17 protein-coding genes are annotated in these 21,774 nt (G+C 71.0%); 9 read left to right on the top strand and 8 right to left on the bottom strand.

Features of this window, described 5'->3' with window-relative positions:
* The first annotated feature begins 112 nt into the window (after window positions 1-112).
* Window positions 113-541 carry an ester cyclase gene (locus ATL45_RS38695; RefSeq protein WP_170210152.1) on the top strand — a complete coding sequence of 143 codons (429 nt, stop codon included), beginning with the start codon at window positions 113-115 and terminating at the stop codon, window positions 539-541.
* Here the strand turns inward: ATL45_RS38695 and ATL45_RS03945 are convergent, their stop codons facing one another.
* On the bottom strand, window positions 542-1,351 hold the full coding sequence (locus ATL45_RS03945) for a transporter substrate-binding domain-containing protein (RefSeq protein ID WP_246025150.1): 810 nt from the start codon (window positions 1,349-1,351) through the stop codon (window positions 542-544).
* A 120-nt stretch (window positions 1,352-1,471) separates the two neighbouring features.
* Here ATL45_RS03945 and ATL45_RS03940 point away from each other — a divergent pair, with 120 nt between their 5' ends.
* The 3 genes from ATL45_RS03940 to ATL45_RS03930 all read left to right on the top strand — a co-directional run bounded on the left by ATL45_RS03940 (window position 1,472) and on the right by ATL45_RS03930 (window position 2,838).
* Complete coding sequence (locus ATL45_RS03940) at window positions 1,472-1,894, top strand: hypothetical protein (protein WP_093151660.1); 423 nt, start codon at window positions 1,472-1,474, stop codon at window positions 1,892-1,894.
* Window positions 1,895-1,958: 64 nt separating this feature from the next.
* Window positions 1,959-2,222 (top strand): DUF1905 domain-containing protein, encoded by a 264-nt coding sequence (locus tag ATL45_RS03935; protein WP_093151657.1) that lies wholly within the window; start codon window positions 1,959-1,961, stop codon window positions 2,220-2,222.
* Between the two features lie 166 nt (window positions 2,223-2,388).
* Window positions 2,389-2,838 carry a VOC family protein gene (locus tag ATL45_RS03930; RefSeq protein ID WP_093151655.1) on the top strand — a complete coding sequence of 150 codons (450 nt, stop codon included), beginning with the start codon at window positions 2,389-2,391 and terminating at the stop codon, window positions 2,836-2,838.
* A gap of 94 nt (window positions 2,839-2,932) precedes the next feature.
* On the opposite strand, the gene ATL45_RS03925 is transcribed toward ATL45_RS03930, so the two are convergent.
* Window positions 2,933-3,856 (bottom strand): SDR family oxidoreductase, encoded by a 924-nt coding sequence (locus ATL45_RS03925; protein ID WP_093151652.1) that lies wholly within the window; start codon window positions 3,854-3,856, stop codon window positions 2,933-2,935.
* Between the two features lie 84 nt (window positions 3,857-3,940).
* Between ATL45_RS03925 and ATL45_RS03920 the strand changes: the two genes are divergently transcribed.
* Entirely contained in the window at window positions 3,941-4,504 is a 564-nt protein-coding gene (locus ATL45_RS03920; RefSeq protein WP_093151650.1) for a TetR/AcrR family transcriptional regulator, read from the top strand.
* A gap of 287 nt (window positions 4,505-4,791) precedes the next feature.
* Here the strand turns inward: ATL45_RS03920 and ATL45_RS03915 are convergent, their stop codons facing one another.
* From ATL45_RS03915 to ATL45_RS03890, 6 genes are all read right to left on the bottom strand, one after another.
* Window positions 4,792-5,382: a hypothetical protein gene (locus tag ATL45_RS03915; RefSeq protein WP_093151647.1), complete on the bottom strand. Its 591-nt coding sequence runs from the start codon at window positions 5,380-5,382 to the stop codon at window positions 4,792-4,794.
* Complete coding sequence (locus ATL45_RS03910) at window positions 5,379-6,158, bottom strand: MerR family transcriptional regulator (protein WP_093151645.1); 780 nt, start codon at window positions 6,156-6,158, stop codon at window positions 5,379-5,381. Before ATL45_RS03910 ends, ATL45_RS03915 begins: the two co-directional genes overlap by 4 nt.
* Before the next feature lie 169 nt (window positions 6,159-6,327).
* Entirely contained in the window at window positions 6,328-6,924 is a 597-nt protein-coding gene (locus tag ATL45_RS03905; protein ID WP_093151642.1) for a GNAT family N-acetyltransferase, read from the bottom strand.
* Between the two features lie 108 nt (window positions 6,925-7,032).
* Complete coding sequence (locus ATL45_RS03900; protein ID WP_093151640.1) at window positions 7,033-7,857, bottom strand: SWIM zinc finger family protein; 825 nt, start codon at window positions 7,855-7,857, stop codon at window positions 7,033-7,035.
* Window positions 7,850-10,834, bottom strand: coding sequence for a DEAD/DEAH box helicase (locus ATL45_RS03895; protein WP_093151637.1), 2,985 nt, complete (start codon window positions 10,832-10,834; stop codon window positions 7,850-7,852). The genes ATL45_RS03900 and ATL45_RS03895 overlap by 8 nt, the downstream gene beginning before the upstream one ends.
* 221 nt (window positions 10,835-11,055) lie before the next feature.
* Window positions 11,056-12,801, bottom strand: a complete 1,746-nt coding sequence (locus ATL45_RS03890; RefSeq protein ID WP_093151635.1) for an NAD+ synthase — start codon at window positions 12,799-12,801, stop codon at window positions 11,056-11,058.
* Between the two features lie 83 nt (window positions 12,802-12,884).
* Here ATL45_RS03890 and ATL45_RS03885 point away from each other — a divergent pair, with 83 nt between their 5' ends.
* The 4 genes from ATL45_RS03885 (at window position 12,885) to ATL45_RS03870 (ending at window position 21,529) form a co-directional block, all read left to right on the top strand.
* Window positions 12,885-14,468: an alpha/beta hydrolase gene (locus ATL45_RS03885; RefSeq protein ID WP_093151632.1), complete on the top strand. Its 1,584-nt coding sequence runs from the start codon at window positions 12,885-12,887 to the stop codon at window positions 14,466-14,468.
* 83 nt (window positions 14,469-14,551) lie between these two features.
* Window positions 14,552-16,153, top strand: a complete 1,602-nt coding sequence (locus ATL45_RS03880) for an SLC13 family permease (protein WP_093151630.1) — start codon at window positions 14,552-14,554, stop codon at window positions 16,151-16,153.
* 56 nt (window positions 16,154-16,209) lie between these two features.
* Window positions 16,210-17,553, top strand: coding sequence for a type I glutamate--ammonia ligase (gene glnA, locus ATL45_RS03875; protein WP_093151627.1), 1,344 nt, complete (start codon window positions 16,210-16,212; stop codon window positions 17,551-17,553).
* 307 nt (window positions 17,554-17,860) lie between these two features.
* Complete coding sequence (locus tag ATL45_RS03870; protein WP_093151625.1) at window positions 17,861-21,529, top strand: FkbM family methyltransferase; 3,669 nt, start codon at window positions 17,861-17,863, stop codon at window positions 21,527-21,529.
* The last annotated feature ends 245 nt before the right edge of the window (window positions 21,530-21,774 follow it).

Here is a 21,774-nt window from a genome sequence, read left to right as displayed (position 1 = left end):
ACGCCCCGGCGGCTGCGCCGATACCTCGCGGTGCAACGTCACACCGGGAGGCTTTCGCCCCTGGCTCGCCGACCGGTGCGGGCGGAGCATGCGTGGGCGGGAGGGATCTGCGATGCGCAACCAGGACACCCACCGCAAGCTGCACGAGCTGTTCAACGAGCGACGGCTCGAAGAGATCGACCACTACGTCGGGACCGAGTTCGCCTACATCGACCACCCGCGGCGCGGCACCATGCACACGCTGGCCCAGTTCGAGGAGTGGCTGGGGGAGTGGATCGCCGCGTTCTCGGACGCGCGCGCGATCGGTGCGTCCTACGTCGACGGCCCCGGTTTCTCGGTCGCCTACTTCCACGGTCGCGGGACGAACGACGGCAGGCTCGGCGGGCGCTCGCCGACCGGCCGCCAGATGGACATGGCGTTCTGCGAGACGCTGCGCTACGACGAGCACGGCCGGGTCATCGGCGGCGAGATCTACTACGACCAGCTGACCCTGCTCACCCAGCTGGGCCTGATCGAGCAGGCGGCCGTCCGGCGCGCCTGATCAGCCGATCCAGGGCTCGGCGATCCGGTCGTAGGTGCCGTCGTGCATCGCGAGGTTGAGCCACTGGTCGACGTACTGCTGGAAGACCACGTCGCCCTCCGGCAGCAGGTAGGCCTTCTCGCTGAAGGTGAACGGTTGCTCCGGGTGCACCGAGCACAGCTCCGGGTGCTGCTTGGCCTGCCAGCGGGTCTCGGCGGCGTCGGTCATCATCAGATCGGCCTTGCCGTCGATGATCTGCTGGAAGATCGTGTTGTTGTCCGGGTGGTCGACGATGGTGGCCCGCTTCAGGTTCGCCCTGGCGAACTTCTCGTTGGTGCCGCCGGGGTTGACCACGGCCCGCACGCCGGGCTGGTCGATCTGCTCCAGCGTCTGGAACCTCGCGGCGTTCTCGCAGCGGGTGATCGGCGTCTTGCCGTCCACGACGTAGGCCGTGCTGAAGAACGCCTCCCGCGCGCGGTCCAGCGTGATCGACACCCCGCCGACGGCGATGTCGCACTTGGCGGTGAAGTCCTCGACCAGCGTCTTCCAGGTGGTGGGCACGATGGTGGCCCGCACCCCGAGCTGCTCGGCCAGGTGGCGCGCCATGTCGATGTCGATGCCGCTCCACGCGTCGTCGGGATCCGGGTGGCTGCCGGTCTCGTCCCGGTAGGTGAACGGCCGGTAGTCCCCGGTGCTGCACACCCGCAGCTCACCGCGCTGCACGACCTCGTCCAACCGGTTCGCGGCGGCCTCCGGCGCCGGAGCGCACGACGCGCTCACCGCGACGACACCGGCCACGACCAACCCGACCCCGAACCGCTTCCACCGCATGCCGCCCACCTTTCGATCTTCGCCGCACATGCATAACCGCTCGCACCGGCAAAAGCCAGTGCTGATCATCCGCGCGGAACCGCGCCCCGGCTCGCGCGTCCCAATGACATGGATGCACGGGTGAAGATCCGGTCGGGAGCTTTCTGGGCGGGAACCGCGGCGGCGGGAGCCTTTCCGGTGGCACTGCTGCTGGCCTGGATCGACCTGCGGTTGATCGCCGACCTGTGGGACAAGTGCGAGCTGGACGATGCCAGCGGCGGTATCACGTTCAACTTCGTGGTCTTCCCGATGGTGGTCGGCATCAACTTCCTCCTGGTGCCGGCAGGCGCCCTGCTGTTCGCGAAGGGCCACCGCCTCGCGATGCGCCTGATCGGCAGGGGATGGGCACCGGACTCGGCGCTCGGGCTGGTGATCCCGGTCGGCGTCGTCGTGATGCTGGCCGCGAGCGCGCTCGCATCGGTGCTGGCCATATCCGCCGCGAACGCCCAGATACCGCCGGACTACCCGACGTCGTGCGTGGAACTAGGCAACGGCAACGCATGAGCGCCGCCACCGATGAGTTCCGCGCCGCTCGGTGGTCTACCAGGGCAGGACAAGGAGGCCTGCCATGGACGAGACGTTCACCGCGGAACTGCGGAAGAGCCCGAACCCGGGCGGTTGGACCTACGTGGTCTGGCCGAGATCGGTGGAGTACTTCGGCACGCGCGGCCTGGTGAAGGTCCGCGGCACGATCGACGGCGAACCGTTCCAGAGCTCCTTCATGGCACTGGGCGACGGCACGCACAAGCTCCCGGTGAAGGCCGAGATCCGGGACAAGCTCGGCAAGCAGCCCGGTGACGAGGTCGTGATCCGTCTCCTGGAGCGTCTGTGACCTGCGGGTTCGGCGGTGTGAAAAACGGTGAAAAGAAAGCTGCAACCAAAAGCCGACGACAACGTCTAAAGGACGGGAGTGCGTGGGACGCGGGAGGGAGGGTTCTGGGGGTACCTCCCTCCCGCGAGCCGAACCGCTCCACCCGGCCGGATGAGATCCTGGCCCGGTGACGGCTTTCTACCACGTGTGCTTCGCCGTGCCCGACCTCGAACGCGCGATGCGCGACTTCGAGAACGCGACCGGTGTCGAATGGCACGAACCGCAGGCCGGCGAACTCGGCGACTGGCGCTACCGCATCGTCTTCACCAAGGGCGGTGCCCCGTTCGTCGAACTCATCGAAGGCCCACCGGGCAGCCCGTGGGACGCCACGGCGGGAGCCCGCTTCGACCACCTCGGCTACTGGACCACCGACCTCCGAGCAGGCGCCCAACGCCTCGAAGAGCACGGCATCCCCGAGGACTTCTCCGGCTGCCCTCACGGCAGGGCGTTCGCCTACCACCGAATGGACTCCATCGGAGCCCGGATCGAGCTGGTCGAAGCCTCCCGCCAACCGGCCTTCCTCGAAACCTGGCACCCCACGGGCGCTCCGATGCCCGCCATCGACGAAAGCCAGTGACGAGGGCACCTTCGACGTCCTCGGGGGTGCTGGCGATCTCGCGCGAAATCGCCAGCACCCGCGGGGCAACATCGTTTTCGCGCGGAATCCGGTGTCAGGAGCCGTCGCTGGCCGCGTCCGGGGCGAAGTAGTGGCCCCTCTCGATCTCCTCGAACAGGCCTGGCTGGATGGGGGCCCAGCCGATGACCTCTCGGGTGTGGGCGCTGGAGACCGGGGTGTCGGACTTGAGGAACATCCCGAGGAACCCGAAGTGCTCGTCGACCCGGCTCATCGGCACCGGACGCACCGGGAGATCGAGGTGGCGACCGATGGCCTGGGCGATCTGGCGCAGCGGGATGCCTTCCTCGGCCACCGCGTGCAGGTATCCGGTCGCCCCGGCCTCGATCGCCAAGCGGAAGAGCCGGGCGGTGTCCCGGACGTGCACCGCCGACCAGCGTGCCGACCCGTCGCCGGGGTAGCCCGAGAAGCCCTTCTCGCGGGCGATCTGAATGAGGGTCGGGAGAAACCCGTTGTCGCCCTCGCCGTGGTTGATCGGGGCCAGCCGCAGCACAGAGGAACGCAGACCCCGCTCGGTGAGGGAGAGTGCAGCGTCGTCCGAGGGCTGTCGCGCGGCGATCAGAGCGTCCGCCGCGGGACGATCTCGCTCGGTGGCGGGGACGCCGTTTCGCGCGAGTCCGGCAGTGCCGGTGGCGGTCGCGATGGCGCCGCCGGTGGGAAGTGCCTCGCCCAGTGTCTGGATCGTGGCCACGTCGGAGGCGACGGCGTCGTCCATCCGCCCGGCGTGGGCGAGGTCGACGGGGAAAGCGAGGTGGATCACGACGTCGGACGCTGCAGCCGCGTCGCGCAGCACCTCGGGGTCGTTGACGGTGCCGCGGATCGGCGTGGCACCCGCAGCCGTGACGGCGGCCGCCGAAGCCTCCGAGCGGGCGAGGCCGGTGACCTGGTGCCCAGCGGCGACCAGTTCGGGGACGACGGCGGAGCCGACCCAGCCCGACGCACCGGTGACGAAGACGCGCATGGGAACCCCTTTCAGCGGATTGATGTCAGAGACTGACATGGCCGTGCGCTTCATGTCAACGACTGCCATCACTAGACTGCGGGAATGGGCCGTTGGCAGCCGGATGCTGAGGGGCGCTTGCAGCGCGCCGCGCTGGAGCTGATCGCCGACCGGGGCTACGACCGGATCACCGTTACCGAGATCGCCGCGTCCGCGGGACTGACCGAGCGCACCTTCTTCCGGTACTTCGCCGACAAGCGCGAAGTGCTCTTCGCCGGTCAGGACCAGTTCATCGCCCTGGTTGTCGACGCCCTGGTCGCAGCGCCACCGGATCTGGCGCCGCTTGAGGCCATCGTCACCGCATTCGGGGCGACCACCGCGTGGTTCGACGAGCGGCGTGCCCTGGCCCGAAGCCGGCAGGGCGCGATCGACGCTCACCCCGACTTGCAGGAACGCGAACTGGCCAAGATCGCGAAGTTGAGCGCGGCGATGGCGCAGGCGCTGCGCGACCGAGGAGCATCCGAGCCCCAGGCCGCTCTCGCCGCTGCAGCCGGAGTAGCCGCATTTCGGTTCGGCTTCGCCCAGTGGCTCGCCGACGCGGACGAGCACGATCTCGAATCGCACATCCTGTCGGCCGTCGAAGACCTCCGCAAGGTCACCGCCGTCTAAGCGCCTGGTCTCCGGATCGGATCCTGAGACCGAGGTCTGCGCGCAGACCCTCTGCGCTCGCGCTGCCCGTGCTCGTCGAGCATGGCCAGAAGGCGCTGTTCACGGATCAGCGCCGAAGGCCGTAGCGCCCGTTCACGCACTTGCTTCCGATTGCGCGGTGTTCGGCAAGTGGGTGACCTCTGGGCGTTCCGACTGGCGGAAGTCACGCCCCCCCGCCGGCTGCGACCCGGTGAGCGCACTCCGCTCCAGCCGCCCGACCACTTCGAACCCCGCGTCAGCTGAACCACCTAACGAGCCGTGCCAGGAGCGGCCAGGCCGTTAGCCGCTTCGCGGATCGCCGTCACCGCGCGCGCTGGTTCGTCGGTTCGGAACCGCAGCTGTTCGACCTCGCGGGTCGTGCCGTTCGGCAGGGCGACGAGGACCGGCTCGGCGAGCTCGACCAGCACGTTGGTCTGGCCGCCCACCACGATGGCCAGTTCCGCAACGTCGTCCTGGAACTGGAAGGTGCCACCTCGGTGGGACTTCCGGGTGGCCGAGACCGCGGTGATCGACGTCAGGGGCAGTTCCAGCTCGAACCGGGCCCCGTTGCGGAGCACGAGCCGATCCCGTCCCACGAAGTGCGGCCGGGTGACCAGGACCGCCAGGGCGACCACGACTTGCAGCACCGCGCAGACATCCAGCACGTGCACGATCGGCCACGGCACGAGGAGCCCGACCACCGCGGTTTCCAGCGCCAGCACGAACGTCAGGATCAGCATCACCGGAATCTGCTCGCGTGCGTAACCGAGCTCGACGTCGTCCGGGCCGAGGCCGATCCGGCGCCGCAGCAGGAACGCCCACAGACTCGCCGCCCACCGGCGGACCGCGATCCTCCTCACCGCAAATCGCCTTCGTCGCGCGGCCGCTGGGCCAACAGCCGGATGGCCCGGCGCAGCACTTCCGCTCGAGCGGGCCCGACCGAGTCGAACAAGGCCGTGCTGAAGGAGTTGTCAGCGTCGTCGTCGCCGATCAGCGCCGAGACCTCGGCCGGGATGCTGTCCGCCAGCTCCTCGGCCAGCGGCGCCACCCGTGGGTCGTCCGGGGCGGCCTCGGCCAGTTCGTCGAGCCGACGCTGCAGCTCGTGACCACGGGCGCGAAGGGCGGGGTCCTCGATGGCGGGGAGAACCACCGCCAGCGCCTGGTCGCGCTGCTCCCCGCCGGTGGTGTCCATCAGCGCGAACAACTCCCGCTCCAGAACGGCCATCGGCGATGCCGGCTCGGTGGTGTTCAGCGCGGCCAGCAGTTCTGCGGTTCCGGGTGAAACAGCGCTGTCCGCGTCGAGCTCACCGCGTTCGGCGCGCTCGATGAGCAGGCCGAGCCGGGCGCGGCGATCGCGGATCCGCTGTTCCTGCTCGGCCAGCTCGCGGTCCAGGTCGACCAGGATCTCCCGCAGCTCGCGGCCGCCGTCGTCGGCCAGCGCGTCGCGGACCTCGTCGAGGCTCAGCCCGAGTTCGGTCAGGCGGCGGATGCGCGCCAGCACGATCGCATCGCGCAGGCCGTAGTGGCGGTAGCCGTTGGCCCGGCGTTGCGGTTCGGGCAGCAGGCCCTGGTGGTGGTAGTGGCGCACGGCGCGGGTGGAAACCCCGACCATGGCGGCGATCTCACCGATTCGCATGCGGTCAGTAGAAACGTTGACGCTGCGAGAAGGTCAAGCCCCTGCGCCGAGCGGGGACGGCGCACGGCCCGGATTCCCGAACGCGCCGACCCCGGTGCGCTTTAACCCGGTCAACGCGCCCCGCTCCTGCCGCTCCGAGCACCTCGAACCCGACGTCGGCTGGAGCACGTCACCCGCGCTGGCCGGGGGAGGGACGGCGCATGGCCCAGGTCCGGGGGCCGCCGTCGGGGAGGTCCACCTCCGCGGTCACCTCGAAGCCCAGCTTGCGGTAGAAGGCCACGTTCGATTCGAGCGAGGTCTCCAGGAAGCACGGGACGTCGGCGGCGTCCGCCGCGCGCAGGCCCGGTTCCAGGACCGCTCGGCCGAGTCCGCGGCCCTGCAGGCCGGGGCGGACTCCGATGGTGGCCAGGAACCACACGGGTTCGGTCGGTCGGTGCGGCGCCATGGCCTGCTCGGCGGCGGCAGCCGCTTCAGCCCGGTCTCCCGCGATCTCCTGCGCTTCCGCCGCCATTCCGGCGAACACCGTCAGGTCGGTGGCCGGCGTCGTCCAGACGGCCACGGCCTCGGCCTCTCCGCACACGTGCACCTGGCCTTGCGGGAATCCGATCCGCTCCAGGTACATGCGCTGGGTGCGGCGCACCCGGTCGAGGTGGTCGTCGGCTGAGATCGTGTGTCGGGTGAACGGGTAGTCGGCGAAGGCGGCGGCAAGGGTGTCCGCTGCGGCGTCGAGCTCATCGACGACCGCATCACGCGCGGGAGAGACCATGCGGCCGACGCTATCAAGATCCATGACGACCTGACCACGCATTTTCCGCCGCGGCAGCGCGGGCGAACCCGTCGGCGAGAACTGGTACGAGACGCGGCGCGCCGTCCATCAGCCCTGACGCGCGGCCATCGCGCGGTAGGCGGGCCGCAGCAGGTCGATCGCCTGCTCGCCGCCGATCTCGACCGGCAGCGGTTCGAGCTCGTCGAGGAGCGCGTCCGGCGCCGTGCTCTCCAAGCCCGCAGGCGGCGCCGGGGGTTCCGGTGCCGCCCAGAAGGTTTCCAGGGATTCCGAAAGCGGTGCGGCCTCTTCGACTTCCGCCGCCGGACCGCCGGTCGTGCCGCGCAACGACCGCAGCCGGTCCAGGAGTTCCTCGCGGGAGCGGCCGCGCCAGGCGAGGATCTGGAACGGGTCCGCGTCGAAGGACTCCGCCAGCAGGTAGCAGGTCGCGGCGAGGTGCTTGCACGGGATCTCCCAGTCCGGGCAGGAGCAGTCCATCGTCAGCTCCCGCATGGTCGTCGGGAACAGCTCCAGGCCGAGCCCGGCGAAGACCTCCTCGATCTCCGGCGGCATCTCCCCGGCCAGCAGCTTCGCCGCGTACAGCGCCTGACCGGCCAGCGCCTGCTCGACCTGCTCCCACTCCGCCGAGGAGAACGCCTTGATGCCGATGCGCGACCGGTACGGCTCCGGCCGGGAGCCCTGCACCAGCCCGACCACCACGCTCGTCGACAGCGTCAGGTTCAGCACCTGGCCGGCCCGCGCGTAGTTCTTGCCGCGCTGCAGCCGCCCGCCCATGCCGAACGACTCCAGCACCTCGATGAACCGGCGCGACCACCAGGTCTGCGCGATCTCGCCGCGCTTGCTGCGCGCCTTGATCCCGCCCTCGACGCGGATCGGCTTGCCGGTCTTGGGAAAACCTCCGTACCAGTCAGCCACCGACGGCCTCCGCTTCCAGCGCCACCAGCTCGCGCAGCTGGCTGGTGGACAGCTCGGTCAGCCAGTTCTCACCGGAACCGACCACCAGCTGCGCCAGCGCCTTCTTGTCCGCCATCATCCGGTCGATCTTCTCCTCCAGGGTGCCGATGCAGGTCAGCTTGCGGACCTGCACGTCCCGGCGCTGCCCGATGCGGAACGCGCGGTCGGTGGCCTGGTCCTCGACCGCCGGGTTCCACCAGCGGTCCAGGTGGATGACGTGGTTGGCGGCGGTCAGCGTCAGCCCGGTGCCACCGGCCTTGAGCGACAGCAGGAAGATCGACGGGCCGTCGGACTCCTGGAACCGGCGCACCATCTCGTCGCGGGCCCTCTTCGGCGTGCCGCCGTGCAGCAGCAGCACCTCGGTGTCGAAGCGGGCGGCCAGGTGCGGCACCAGCATCCCGGCGAAACCCGCGAACTGCGTGAAGCACAGCGCCTTGTCGCCCTCGGCCAGCACCGATTCGAGGATCTCCTCCAGCCGCGCCAGCTTCCCCGACCGGTCGGGAAGCGGGGAGCCGTCGCCGAGCAATTGCGCCGGGTGGTTGCACACCTGCTTGAGCTTCGACATCGTCGCCAGCACCAGGCCGCGCCGCTCCATGCCCTCGCTGTCGGCGATGCGCGCCAGCATGTCGTCCACCACCGCCTGGTACAGCGAGGCCTGCTCGGCGGTGAGGTTGCACAGCTGCTTCATCTCGATCTTGTCCGGCAGGTCGTCGATGATCGCCGGATCGGTCTTCAGCCGCCGCAGCACGAAAGGCCCGGTGACGCGCCGCAACCGAGCCGCGGCCTCGGTGTCGCCGTCGCGCTCGATCGGCACCGCGAACCGCGCCCGGAAGGTGCTCAGCGAACCGAGCGCTCCCGGGTTGGCGAAGTCCATGATGGACCACAGCTCGGCGAGCCGGTTCTCCACCGGGGTCCCGGTCAGCGCGATCCGCTGCCGCGCGGACAGCCCGCGCACCGCCCGGGCCTGCCGGGAGTTGCTGTTCTTGATGTTCTGCGCCTCGTCGAGCACCACCCGGTCCCACCGGACTTCTCGCAGCACGGCCGAATCCCGCGCGGCCAGCGGGTAGGTGGTGATGACCAGGTCGTGCCCGCCGACCTCCTCCATCAGGTCCTCACCGGTGAGCCGGTCGGAGCCGTGGTGGACGTGCACCTTCAGCGTCGGCGCGAACCTGGCGGCCTCCCGCTGCCAGTTGCCGACCAGCGACATCGGGCAGACCAGCAGCGTCGGCGTCCGCGGGCCCTCCGCGCGCACCAGCGCCTCCAGCGCCAGCAGCTGCACGGTCTTGCCCAGGCCCATGTCGTCGGCGAGGCAAGCGCCGAGCCCGAGCCGGTCCAGGAACGCCAGCCAGGCCAGGCCGCGGCGCTGGTACGGGCGCAGCACGGCGTTGAACTGCTCGGGCGGCTCCACCGGCTCCAGGTGCTGTTCGAGCTGACCGGACAGCAGGTCGCCGACCCAGCCGCGCCCGCTGACCTGCACCACCGGCATCGGCCGTTCGGCGTCCTCGGCCGGGAGTCCGGCCTGCAGCAGCACCTCGCCCGCGGTCATCTGCCCGGTTCCGGAGCGCTCCAGGAACGCCAGCCCGGCCGCGAGCCGCTTGCGGTCGATCCGGACCCACCGGCCGCGCAGCCGCACCAGCGGCACCTTCGCGGCGGCCAGCTCGTCCAGCTCCGAAGCGGTGAGCTGCTCGTTGCCGAGTGCCAGGTCCCAGCGGTAGTCGACCAGGTCGGCCAGCCCGACGCCGGACTCCTTGGTCACCGCGCCCGCAGTGCCCGTGCTGGTCGCGGTCAGCTTCAGCCCGAGCTCCTCCTGCCGCCCCCACCAGGACGGCAGCAGCACGCCGAAACCCGCCTGGTCCAGCAGCGTCGCGCTGGTCAGGAACTCGTAGGCGCCGTCGGCGTCCAGCAGCAGCTCGCTCGGGTGCGGCACGCGCAGCGCCGCGTCGAGCGCGGGGAAGATCCGCCCGGCCGCGCCGAGATCGGTGAGCAGCAGCTCCTCGGGCTCGTCGACCCAGCGCTGCAGGACCCGGCTGTCGGCCCGCCACACCTCGTTCGCCGACACCAGCACGCTCGGGTCGTCCACGGCCTGCAGCAAGAACTCCAGGCGCCAGTCCTCGTCGTCCTCGGGAGCGTGCAACCGGAAGCAGGTCCGCACCGGGTTCTGCCCGCCTCCGCTGGCCCGCCAGGTGTCCAGCTGCCGAGCCAGCTTCCGGACCTGCCCCTCGGCGCTGTCGAAGCGCGGCTCACCGGTCAGCGCCCGCAGCCACGTCGCCGCCGCGGTCCGGCCGGAGGTCAGCTCGAGATCGGCCACCCGGCTGCGCACGATGCCGTCGACCAGCGAGTTCAGCGCGGTGCGCAGGACATCGGCCGGTGCGTCGCCGCGCTCGCAACGAAACGCCGGTGGCATCGCGTCGCGCAGCGCCACGAAGTGCGCCGAATCCGTGCTGGAGAGCGCGGGCCGCCACCGCGCGGTAGGCCATTCGTCCACGTCGACCAGCGCGGGCAGCACCCGCCCGCCCGACACCAGCTGCTCCGCCCACTCGGCGAGGCCGCGCAGGAACCGCGCCGAGGTTCCCAGCCGGCACCCGGGCATGTCCTCGTCCAGCAGCTCGAGCACCGTCGCCGGGTTGCACGACACGGCGGGGACCAGCCACTCACGCACCCGCAGCTTCCCGCGCGGTGCCGGCCCGGCGGTCAGCGGATCCCGGACGAGCTCGGGAGACGGGGCCGGTGCGGAGGCGTAGGACGGCAGCTGGATCCGAACGGAGTCGATCTTGCTCTGCTCCCCGAACGCATCCCGCAGCGCCTCGCCCGCGGCCGCGAACGGGTGCGCCAGCGGGCCCCGCGGCGCGCGCCCGGGAATCCGCGCCGGCAGCCCGGAATCCTCCGCCCACACCACGAGACGTCCGTCCGCGGTGCACAAGGCGTGCACGGCCCACACCGGATGATCCTCCTCAGCTCGCAGACTGCCGCGATTTCAATGGAAATCAGACGTCCGATTTCCATTGAAATCGCGCAACACCCCGGCGTGTCGGGCACCCGACACGCCGGGCCGTGTCGGGAAGTACGCAATTTCAATGGAAATCAGGTATCCGATTTCCATTGAAATCGCGTTCCCCGCGCGCCCAAGGCCAGCTCGGGCGCCTGGCCGGACCGAAGTCGTCACGGAGCGATCTCGCGCCACCGGTTGGTCAGCGGCAGCCGCCGGTCCCGGCCGAACGCCTTGAACGTGATCTTGGTGCCCGGCGGGTACTGCCGTCGCTTGTACTCGGCGCGGTCCACCATCTGCAGCACCCGCTCGACCAGCTCGGCGTCGAAGCCCTCGGCGATCAGCTCCGCGTAGCTGCGGTCGCTCTCCACGTAGCCGTCCAGCACCACGTCGAGCACGTCGTACTCGGGCAGCGAGTCCTGGTCGACCTGATCCGGCCGCAGCTCCGCCGACGGCGGCTTGGTGATCGAGTTCTCCGGGATCGGTGGCACCTCGCCGCGCTTCTCCGCGACCTTGTTGCGCCACTGCGCCAGCCTCCACACCAGCGTCTTCGGCACGTCCTTGATCGGCGCGAAGGCGCCCACCGCGTCGCCGTACATGGTGGAGTAGCCCACCGCCAGCTCGGTCTTGTTCCCGGTCGCCAGCACCAGGTGCCCGCGCTGGTTGGACAGCGCCATCAGCAGCACGCCGCGGGCGCGCGCCTGCACGTTCTCCTCCGCCAGCCCGGTCAGCCCCAGCTGCCGCACGTACACCTCGACCATGTCGGCGATCGGCTGCACCTCGAAGTGGCAGCCGATGCGCTCGGCCAGCTCGGCGGCGTCGGACCGGGAGTGCTCGGAGGAGTAGTTCGACGGCATCGAGACGCCGTGCACCGAGTCCGCGCCGAGCGCGTCGGCGGCCAGCGCCGCGACGACCGCCGAGTCGATGCCGCCGGAGAACCCGAAGGTCACCGAGCGGAAGCCGTTCTTGTGCACGTAGTCCCGCAACCCGGTGACCAGCGCGCCCCACACCTCGGCCTCGTCGTCGAGCGGTTCGGCCGGGGGAGCAGGCGGCAGCGGTTGGTAGCCCGGCAGCGGCTCGGGCTGCAGCACGATCCGCTGCACGTCGAAGGCGGGCATCCGCATCGGGCCCGGCTCGGCGGGCACGGTCGTCGAGGTGTGGCCGCCCGCGGTCAGCTCCAGGTCCTGCACCAGCAGGTGCTCGGTGAACTGCGGCGCCCGCGCGGTGATCTCGCCGTCGGCCGCGGCGATCATCGAGTCGCCGTCGAAGACCAGCTCGTCCTGCGCGCCGACCAGGTTGACGTAGGCCATCGGCGCCCCGGCCTCCGCGACCCGCCGCACCACCAGCGGCGTCCGGACGTCGTCCTTGGCGCGCTCGTAGGGCGAGCCGTTGAGGCACACCACGAGGTCCACGCCGACCTGGCCCAGCGCCGCCACCGGGCCGCCGTTCTGCCAGATGTCCTCGCAGATCACCACGCCGACGTCGAGCCCGTGGAACCGCACGATCGGCAGGTCGAAACCGGGCGCGAAGTAGCGGGCCTCGTCGAACACGCCGTAGTTCGGCAGGTGGTGCTTGTGGTAGGTCGCCACGGCCTCGCCGCCGTAGAGCAGCGACGCGGAGTTGCGCGGGCCCTCGTCGTCGCGGCCGAGGTGCCCGACGACCACCAGCGCGTCCCCGCAACCGGAGTCCTGCAACCGGCGCGCGAGCTGCTCGACCTCGGCGAGGTTGGCCGCCGCGAACGACTTGCGCAGCGCGAGGTCCTCGACCGGGTAGCCGGGCAGCACCATCTCGGGGAAGACCACCAGGTGGGCGCCCTCCTGGACGGCTCGGTGGGTCCACTCCAGGACCATCGAGCTGTTCCCGGCGATGTCGCCGACGCATGCGTTGACCTGTGCGAGTGCGATGCGCAACTGGGGCATGCGCCCATCTTCGCGCACCCGACCGGGCGGTGTCGTCCCGCCCGGCGCGACTCACACCGGCTCGTGCATGTCACGATCCAGTGGTGAACCGCCTACTGACCGTGCTCTCCGCGCTCGCCGTGCTCAGCGCCGCCGCGTGCAGCCTGCCGGAGCAGACGCCTCCGCCGCTGCAGCCGCACATCGATCAGAAGGGACCGGCCGGGCCTGTGCCGCCCGGTCTGGAGCGGTACTACGGGCAGCCGCTGAACTGGGGCCCGTGCGCGCCCTTCGCCACGTCCGAGAGCGACCGGGCCTCCTACGCCGACCCCGGCCTGGAGTGCGCGCGCGTGGCGGTCCCGATGGACTACGCCGACCCGCAGGGCGAGGTGGTCACCATCGGCGTCCTGCGCAACCCGGCCACCGACCAGCCGCAGAAGGTCGGTTCACTGCTGATCAACCCCGGTGGCCCGGGAGCGTCCGGGATGAGCACGGCGGCGAGCCTGGCGGGTTCGGTGCGCGACTCCGCGCTGGGCGAGCGGTTCGACCTGATCGGCTTCGACCCGCGCGGCATCGGCGCCTCCGAGCCCGCGGTGCGCTGCCTGACCGACCAGGAGCGCGACGCCAAGCGGCTGGACTCCGACGCGGACACCTCGCCGAGCGGGGTCGCGGAGACCGAGCAGGAGGAGCGCGACTACGCGGGCAAGTGCGCCGAGCGCACCAGCGCCAAGCTGCTGGCCAACGTCGGCACCCGCGACGTCGCCAAGGACATGGACGTGCTCCGCTCGGCGCTGGGCGACCAGAAGCTCAGCTACCTCGGTTACTCCTACGGCACCCGGATCGGCGCGGAGTACGCCGAGCAGTTCCCCGGCAACGTGCGGGCGATGGTGCTCGACGGCGCGATCGACCCGGGTCAGTCGGCGATCGACACGCTGGTGGCCCAGGGCGCCGGGTTCCAGCAGGCCTTCGACGGTTTCGCGGCCTGGTGCGCGGCGCGCCAGCAGTGCTCGCTGGGCCACGACCCGAAGGCCGCGTCGGCGCAGTTCCAGCAGATCGTCCGCCCGCTGGCCGACGACCCGGTGCGCGCGGGCGACGGCCGCGAGCTGTCCTATTCGGACGCCACGATGGCGGCCATCCAGGCGCTCTACGCGCCCAGCCTCTGGGACCAGCTCGACGGCGGGCTCGCCGAGCTGCGCCAGGGCAGCGGCCGGAGCCTGCTCACGCTCGCCGACAGCTACTTCAGCCGCGACGAGCAAGGCCGGTACCCCAACACCAACGACGCCTTCGACGCCGTGCACTGCGTCGACGACCAGCGCGTCCTGGACCCGGAGCAGCGCCGCGAGGCCGACCGCCGCTACCGCGAGGCGGCGCCTTTCCTGGACGACGGCAACCCGCCGAGCGCGGCGCGCGACATGTGCGCGTTCTGGCCGGTCCCGGTCACCGGCGAGCCGACCGCGCCCGAGGTGGGCGCGCTGCCCCCGACGCTGGTGATCTCCACGACCGGCGACCCGGCCACGCCCTACGCCGCGGGCGTCAAGCTGGCCGAGGCGCTGCACGGCCACCTGCTCACCTACGAGGGCACCCGGCACACGGTCTTCCTGCAGGGCGTCACCTGCGTCGACGACACGGCCACGAAGTACCTGATCGACCTGACCGTCCCGGCGAACGGAGCTCGCTGCGCGGAGAAGTGACCGGCCGTAGTCCGTTCGCCCGACCAGCACGGCGGCCGAACGGACTATGGTGAATCAGATCACACTGCGCCTATCGTCTTGGAATGGACAAAGCGGACGGTGGGCGCGAGCAGAGCGTGACGTCGGTGCTGCTGTCCGGCAGCACGTACCGTGGCCTGGGCGAACAGGTCCTCTCCCCGGCCGAGGAGCGGTTCGAGCGGGCCCGCCGCACCATCGGGCTGTTCCTGGCCCCGGCGCTGACGATCCTCTTCCTGCTGATCCCCACCCAGCTCGAACCGGCCCAGCACAAGCTCGCCGCGGTGCTCCTCGGCGTCATCGTGCTGTGGGTCTGCGAACCGGTGCCGATCCCGGTGGGCGGCCTCATCGGCGTCGGCGCGATCGTGGTCCTCGGCGTCATGCCGCCCGACGACGTGCTCGCGCCGTTCGGCTCCTCCACCGTGTTCACCTTCATCGGCGCGTTCATCCTCGCGCAGGCGATGCTCCGGCACGGCGTGGCCAGGCGGTTCGCGTTCACGATCCTGTCGCTGCCCGGCGTCGGCCGCAGCGCCGCGCGGGTGATCATCGCCTTCGGGGTGATCACCTGCCTGCTGTCGGCGGTGGTCTCCAACACCGCGACCGTCGCGATGCTGCTGCCCACCGCGGTCGGCATCCTCGCGGTCATCGCCGAACTGGTCCGCAAGCAGCTGCCCGACGGCGCCCCGTTCGACCCGCTGCGGCTGCGCGTCGGCGTCGCGCTGATGCTGATGCTCGCCTACGGCGCCAGCGTCGGGGGCCTGCTCACCCCGATCGGCTCGCCGCCCAACCTGATCGGCCGCGGGCTGATCGAGGAGGCCACCGGCCAGCGCATCTCCTTCCTGCAGTGGATGGCGATGGCCGCGCCGATCTGCCTGCTGATGTTCGTGGTGCTGGCAGCGGTCCTGCTGCTGCTCAACCGGCCCGAGATCAACAAGCTGACCGGGGTCGAGGAGTACGTCGCCGCCGAGCGGGCCAAGCTCGGCAAGCTCTCGCGGGCGGAGAAGAACACCCTGATCGCCTTCGCCACGACCGTCGTGCTGTGGGTGACGCCCGGCGTGGTCGCGCTGGTCGCGGGCAACGACTCGGCCGCCTACGACCTGGTCAGCGACCGGCTCGACGAGGGCATCGTCGCCGTGCTCGGGGCCGCGCTGCTGTTCCTGCTGCCGACCGACTGGGCGAAGCGCCGCTTCACGCTCACCTGGACCGAGGCCAGCCGCATCGACTGGGGCACCGTGGTGCTGTTCGGCACCGGCATCATCTTCGGCTCCCTGCTCGCCGACACCGAGCTCGCCCAGACCATCGGCCAGGGCGCGGCCGCCGCGCTGGGCTTCTCCAGCATCGTCGCGATCACCGTCTTCGCCATCGCGCTGGCGGTGCTGATCTCCGAGACGACGTCGAACACCGCCGCAGCGGCCGTGGTGGTGCCGATCGTCATCCCGATCGCCGTCGCGGCCGGCGTCAACCCGTTCGTACCCGCGCTGGCGGCCACCTTCGCCGCGTCCTTCGGCTTCATGCTGCCGGTGTCGACGCCGCAGAACGCCGTGGTCTACGGCTCGGGAGCGGTGCCGATCACCAAGATGATCCGCTCCGGGGTGGTCTTCGACGTGGCCGGCGCGGTCCTGATCGCGCTCGTCCTGCCGCTCATGATCGCGGCCCTCGGATTCGGGTAACCGGGGGTTCGCGGACCAGTTACGCGATCCGGCGCTCGAACTCTTAGGCTGCGAGCATGAACCGCCAGCAGGAGTTCGTGCTCCGCACCTTGGAGGAACGTGACATCCGCTTCGTGCGGCTGTGGTTCACCGACGTCCTCGGCATGCTCAAGTCGGTGGCGATCTCGCCCGCGGAGCTGGAAGGGGCCTTCGCCGAGGGGATCGGGTTCGACGGCTCGGCCATCGAGGGCTTCGCCCGGATCTACGAATCGGACATGGTCGCCAAGCCCGACCCGGCCACCTTCCAGGTGCTGCCCTGGGAGACCGCCGACGGGGAGCACTACTCGGCCCGGATGTTCTGCGACATCCACATGCCCGACGGCTCGCCGTGCTGGTCGGACCCGCGCCACGTGCTGCGCCGGACCCTGGCCCGCGCGACCGAATCGGGCTTCACCTGCTACGTGCACCCCGAGATCGAGTTCTTCCTGCTCAAGAACCTGCCCGACGACGGTTCCGAGCCGGTCCCGGCCGACTCCGGCGGCTACTTCGACCAGGCCAGCCACGACGCCGCCCCGCACTTCCGGCGCAACGCCATCGAAACGCTGGAGGCGATGGGCATCTCGGTGGAGTTCAGCCACCACGAGGGCGCGCCCGGCCAGCAGGAGATCGACCTGCGCTACGCCGACGCGCTGACCATGGCCGACAACGTGATGACCTTCCGGTACGTGGTCAAGGAGGTCGCGATCACGCAGGGCGTGCGCGCCTCGTTCATGCCGAAGCCGTTCAGCGCGCAGCCCGGCTCCGGCATGCACACCCACTTCAGCCTCTTCGAGGGCGACCAGAACGCCTTCTACCACCCGGAGAACCCCTTCGAGCTCTCCGACGTGGGGCGTGCCTTCGTGGCAGGCATCCTGCACCACGCCCGCGAGATCAGCGCGGTGACCAACCAGTGGGTCAACTCCTACAAGCGGCTGGTCGTCGGCGGTGAGGCGCCGACGGCGGTGTGCTGGGGCCACGCGAACCGGTCCGCCCTGGTCCGGGTGCCGATGTACTCGCCGGGCAAGGCCTCCTCCCGGCGGGTCGAGGTCCGGAACCTCGATTCGGCCTGCAACCCGTACCTGGCCTACGCGGTGATCCTCGCGGCGGGCCTGCGCGGCGTGGACAAGGGCTACGAGCTGCCGCCGGCCACCGAGGACGACGTGTGGGGCCTGACCGAGCGCGAGCGCAAGGCGGCCGGTTACGCCAACCTGCCGCAGAACCTCAACGAGGCGCTGAGCGAGCTGGAGTCCTCCGAGCTGGTCGCCGAAACCCTCGGCGAGCACGTCTTCGACTTCTTCCTGCGCAACAAGCGGGAGGAGTGGAACGCCTACCGGAGCCACGTCACGCCCTACGAGCTCAAAACCCTCATGCCGATGCTCTGATCGAATGTGGTTTTCCAGGCTCGTTCTGCGTGGCGGTGCGGGTGGCGGAACCTCTCCGGGATCCCGGACTGATGTATGTCCGATACACGGCGCTCGGGCTGTCCTCGCCAGGCGAACGCTGAGAACCCGCGGCGGTGCAAGCGCCGAGGATGGGCCAAACGCCTCCGGCGTTTCGAAGACGCGGAGAGGTGCCCTCCCGACGCGCCCCGGCGTGTCGGGAGGCCGCCGACGAGCGGCTTCGGCACCGCTGCTGTGGCGGGTGGGGTTGGTCTTCTGGTCGGTGCTCGGGTAGCGATAGGTTGCGCCCGTGACTGATTCGCAGGCGAAGCACGATCCGATCAGCGCGGGGAGCCCCGAGGTGGAGTCCTCCCTGCAGTCCGGTGTGCTGGAGCAGTCCGCGGAGCTGTTCGAGCCGGAGTGGCCGGCGGAGACGCCGGGGGAGCGGGACGCGGGCACGCTGCTCGGGTGCACCTTGGCCTGCCCCGACCAGCTCCCGGCCGCCAGGGTCCTGCGGGACAGCTTCCGCCGCCACCACCCGGACGCCCGGTTCGCGCTGCTGCTGGTCGATCAGCCGGGACACGGTGAGGCCGACGCGCTGTCGGTCTCCGACATCGGCATCGACCCGCAGGAGTTCGCCCGGCTGGCCGTCGGGTGCACCGCGGAGCAGCTGCGCACCGTGCTGCGCCCGCGGTTCCTGCAGCACCTGCTCAAGACCGGTCACACCACGTTGTACTTCGAGCCGTCGGTGCAGGTCTTCGGCCGCTTCGACGACCTGCTGACCGGCCTGACCCCGGACCGCCCGGTCGCGCTGGTGCCGCGCGTGCTGCGCCCGCTCGCGGTGGACGGCCTGCGCCCCAGCCCGGCGGACCTGGCCGAGTCCGGCACCTTCGACCCGAGCGTGTTCGCCGTCCGCCCCGGCGCCGAACAGCTGCTGACGACCTGGGTGGAGCAGCTGCGCAGCGATCCGACGATGGCCACCCCGGTGCTCGACGACGCCCCGGCGCTCGTCGACCACAAGGTGATCCGCGATCCCGGCGTCGGCCTCTCGGTGTGGAACGCGGGGCAGCGCGCTCTCTCGGTCAACAGCGACGGCAAGCACACGGTGGACGGCGCGGTGCTGCGCAGCGTCCACTTCGACGGCTTCCAACCGCAGCGGCCCTGGCTGCTGTCCACGGCCTACGCCGACCGCCCGCGCATCCTGCTGTCCGAGCACCAAACCCTCGCCGGGTTGTGCGCCGGCTACCGCAACGCACTGGTGGAAGCGGGGTACACCCGCGAACAGCCGCACCCGTTCGACGCGCTGCCCGACGGCGTGGTGCTCCCGACAACCCTGCGCGGTGAGTACCTCGCGGCCTGGCTCGACGGAGAGGCCCCGCCGAGCCCGTTCGAGCAGGACGCGCTGCCGGAGTTCCAGGAGTGGGCCTGCGCCCCGGCTGACGACCAGCAGCGCGCGGCGGGCGCGTCCCGCTGGACGGCGGCGGTGTGGGCCGACGACCCGATCCTGCGCCGCGACTACCCGGACCCGTTCGGCGCCGACGCGGAGTCCTTCCACGAGTGGTGCGTCGGGGTCGGGGTGGCCAGCGGCCGCGTCCCGGCCGAGGCGGTGCACCGCCGCATCGACAACCGAGCGGCCCTGGTCGACCAGCTCGGGGTGGCGGTCCTGGGCGAGGGCCCGCTCGCCGAGCTGGTGCGGGACGCGGTCCGCGCATCGGGCCTGCCCTCCGCGGACACCGCCTACTACCCGGTCGTCCTGCGCTGCACACCCGGCCTGCCGGTGCCGGCAGGCCGGTACGTGATCGACGTGCACACCGGCACGGCCGGATCCGACGACGTCGCCGAGACCTGGGTGCTCTCCGAGAGCAGCCGGGCGGTGGCCCGTCGCAGCGGCGCGAAGACCAGGGTGATCACACTGCCCGCGCCCGAGCGCGAGCTGGTGGACCTGCCGACGCGGAAGGGCGCGCGCGCCCGGCTCGGCCTGTCCGACGAGTTCGTGATCACCACCTGCGCGGATCACGCCGCGGAGCGCGCGGACAACGTGCTGGGCGTGGTCAGCGCCTTCCTCTCGGCCTTCCCGGAGCGCACCGACGTGCGCCTGCTGATCGGCGTCATCGGCGCGGGGGACTTCCCCGAGGCGGCCGAGCGCCTGCGCCTGGCCACCGCGGCCGATCCGCGCATCCAGCTCGTCGAGGACGCTCCCGAGCTCCGCGGACTGCTGTCCGCAGCGGACTGCTTCGCCTCGCTGCACCGAGGCGGCGCAACCGACGACCACGTCCTGCGCCTGCTCGAAGTCGCCGCCCACGGGGTACCGGTGATCGCCGGCGACCACGGCGCGGTCGCCGAGATCCTCGGCGCGGAAGCGGCCCGCCTCGTGCCCTGCCAAGGCCCGGGCGAGCCCGACATCGACGCGGCGGCGGAACTGCTCCGCGAGGCCGCCGACGACGCCGACGCGACAGCGGCCTTCGGTGCGGTGGCGCGCGAGAACCTGCTCGCCACGCACACCGTGGCCCGGGCAGGCGCGCGACTGCGCGAACGCGTCGAGCACGCCTACCGGAACTGGCGCACGAAGTGGTCCACCGATCGCCACGGCCAGTTCGACGACCCGCTGCGCCCGCTGCTCGTGGCTCGCCACGCGCTGCACCGGGCCCCGGACGCGGGAGTAAGCAGCCGCAACGCGATGGCCCCGGCGCTGCGCAAGGCGGTGCTCAAGGCCCTCAGCCACTACGACGAGCACATCCGCGACGTCATGCGCTCGCTGGTCGACGGCGTCGAGCAGACCGCGTCGGAACTGCTGCGCCGCCAGTACGAGGCGGACGCAGACGGCGATGTGGAAGCGATGCGCGCCGAGCTCGCCCAGTTCGCCCAGCGCCAGGACCAGCTCGGTGCGCAGCTCATGGGTACCGAGGACGGTGTGGTCCGGGCTCGCGCCGACCTGGCCGAGCAGCACCGCAGGCTGCGCGAGCTCGAAAGCGGCCCGGCCGTCGACGACCGCAGGGTGGACGCCCTCGCCGAACGACTGGACAGCCTGACCGGCGCGGTCGAGCGCATCCTCGACCGGATGGACGCGCTGGAGAAGCGCAAGAAACCCGACCAGAACGTCGAAGCCTCCGTGCGCGCGGCATCTGCCGACGCAGCGAACGCCCTGCAGCGCACCGACGTCCTGCAGCGCATCCTGCTGCGCGAGCACGAGCGCAGCACGGGAGCGGGCGACGGCACCACGACACCGGTGCTCTGCGATGCGGGTCTGCTGCGGTTGCCCGCCGACGACAGCTTCATGCTGCCCTGGCTGTCCTCGCACCCGACCTGGGACAGCGACGTCTCGACGCTGATCGACTCCCTGCTGGAGCCGGACGGCATCTTCCTCGACATCGGCGCCTACGTCGGCTACCAGACGGTCCGCGTGCTCAGCAGGCTCGGCAACAGCGGAGCCGTAGTCGCGGTGGAACCGTGCCCGCGCAGCGCGAACCTGCTCAAGCACAACGTCCAGGTCAACGTCCCGGCCGCGTGGGGTCACCGCATGGTGCTCCTGGAAGGCGCGGCCTGGGACGCGCCGTGCGACATGACCTCGGAAGCCTCGCTCGCCGGAGGACTGTCGGTGCAGCCGGCGGAGAACGGCGAGGAAGCGTCGGTGCGCGGCATCCGCCTGGACCGGGAACTGGAAGGCCACGCGGCCCTCCAGGACCTGAAGCTCTCCGTGGTGCACGTCGACGTCGGTGCCCGCGTCCACCGGGTGCTCGGCGGCCTGGTCCGCCTGCTCCGTCGCGACCGGCCGTCGATCGTGTGCTCCTTCACACCGGCGGCAATCAGCCAACTGGGCGACGATCCGGCGGCGGCGCTCCGCGAGTTCGGAACCTGGGGCTACGACCTGGTGCCGGTCGGCCGAACTCGCCCGGTCGGTGCGTCTGACCTGCTGGAAGCGATCAACGCGGCCGGTTCGGCGAACACCGTGAAGCTCTGGCTGCGACCGAAGCAGAAGTAGCCACGATCGGCTGTCCGTGCGGCGTCAAGACTCTGACCAGGCGATTTGACTTTGACGCAGAGTGTGCGTAACTTTCTCTTTGCCGCACGGAAAGCCGGACGGACCAGGACGCATGAGCCTGGCGAGGACGGTGGCGGGAGCGCCCGGGAGGACGGAGACGAACTCCACGGAGCGCACACCGGCCGGGGCGCGCGGGTTTGACACCGCGAAGCGCACCGGGTAACGTAAAGCGGTCGCCAGGCAGA

This window comes from Saccharopolyspora antimicrobica (assembly GCF_003635025.1).
Taxonomy (GTDB): domain Bacteria; phylum Actinomycetota; class Actinomycetes; order Mycobacteriales; family Pseudonocardiaceae; genus Saccharopolyspora; species Saccharopolyspora antimicrobica.
The sequence above is the reverse complement of the archived record's forward strand: the minus strand, read 5'-3'. Positions and strand labels throughout refer to the sequence as shown.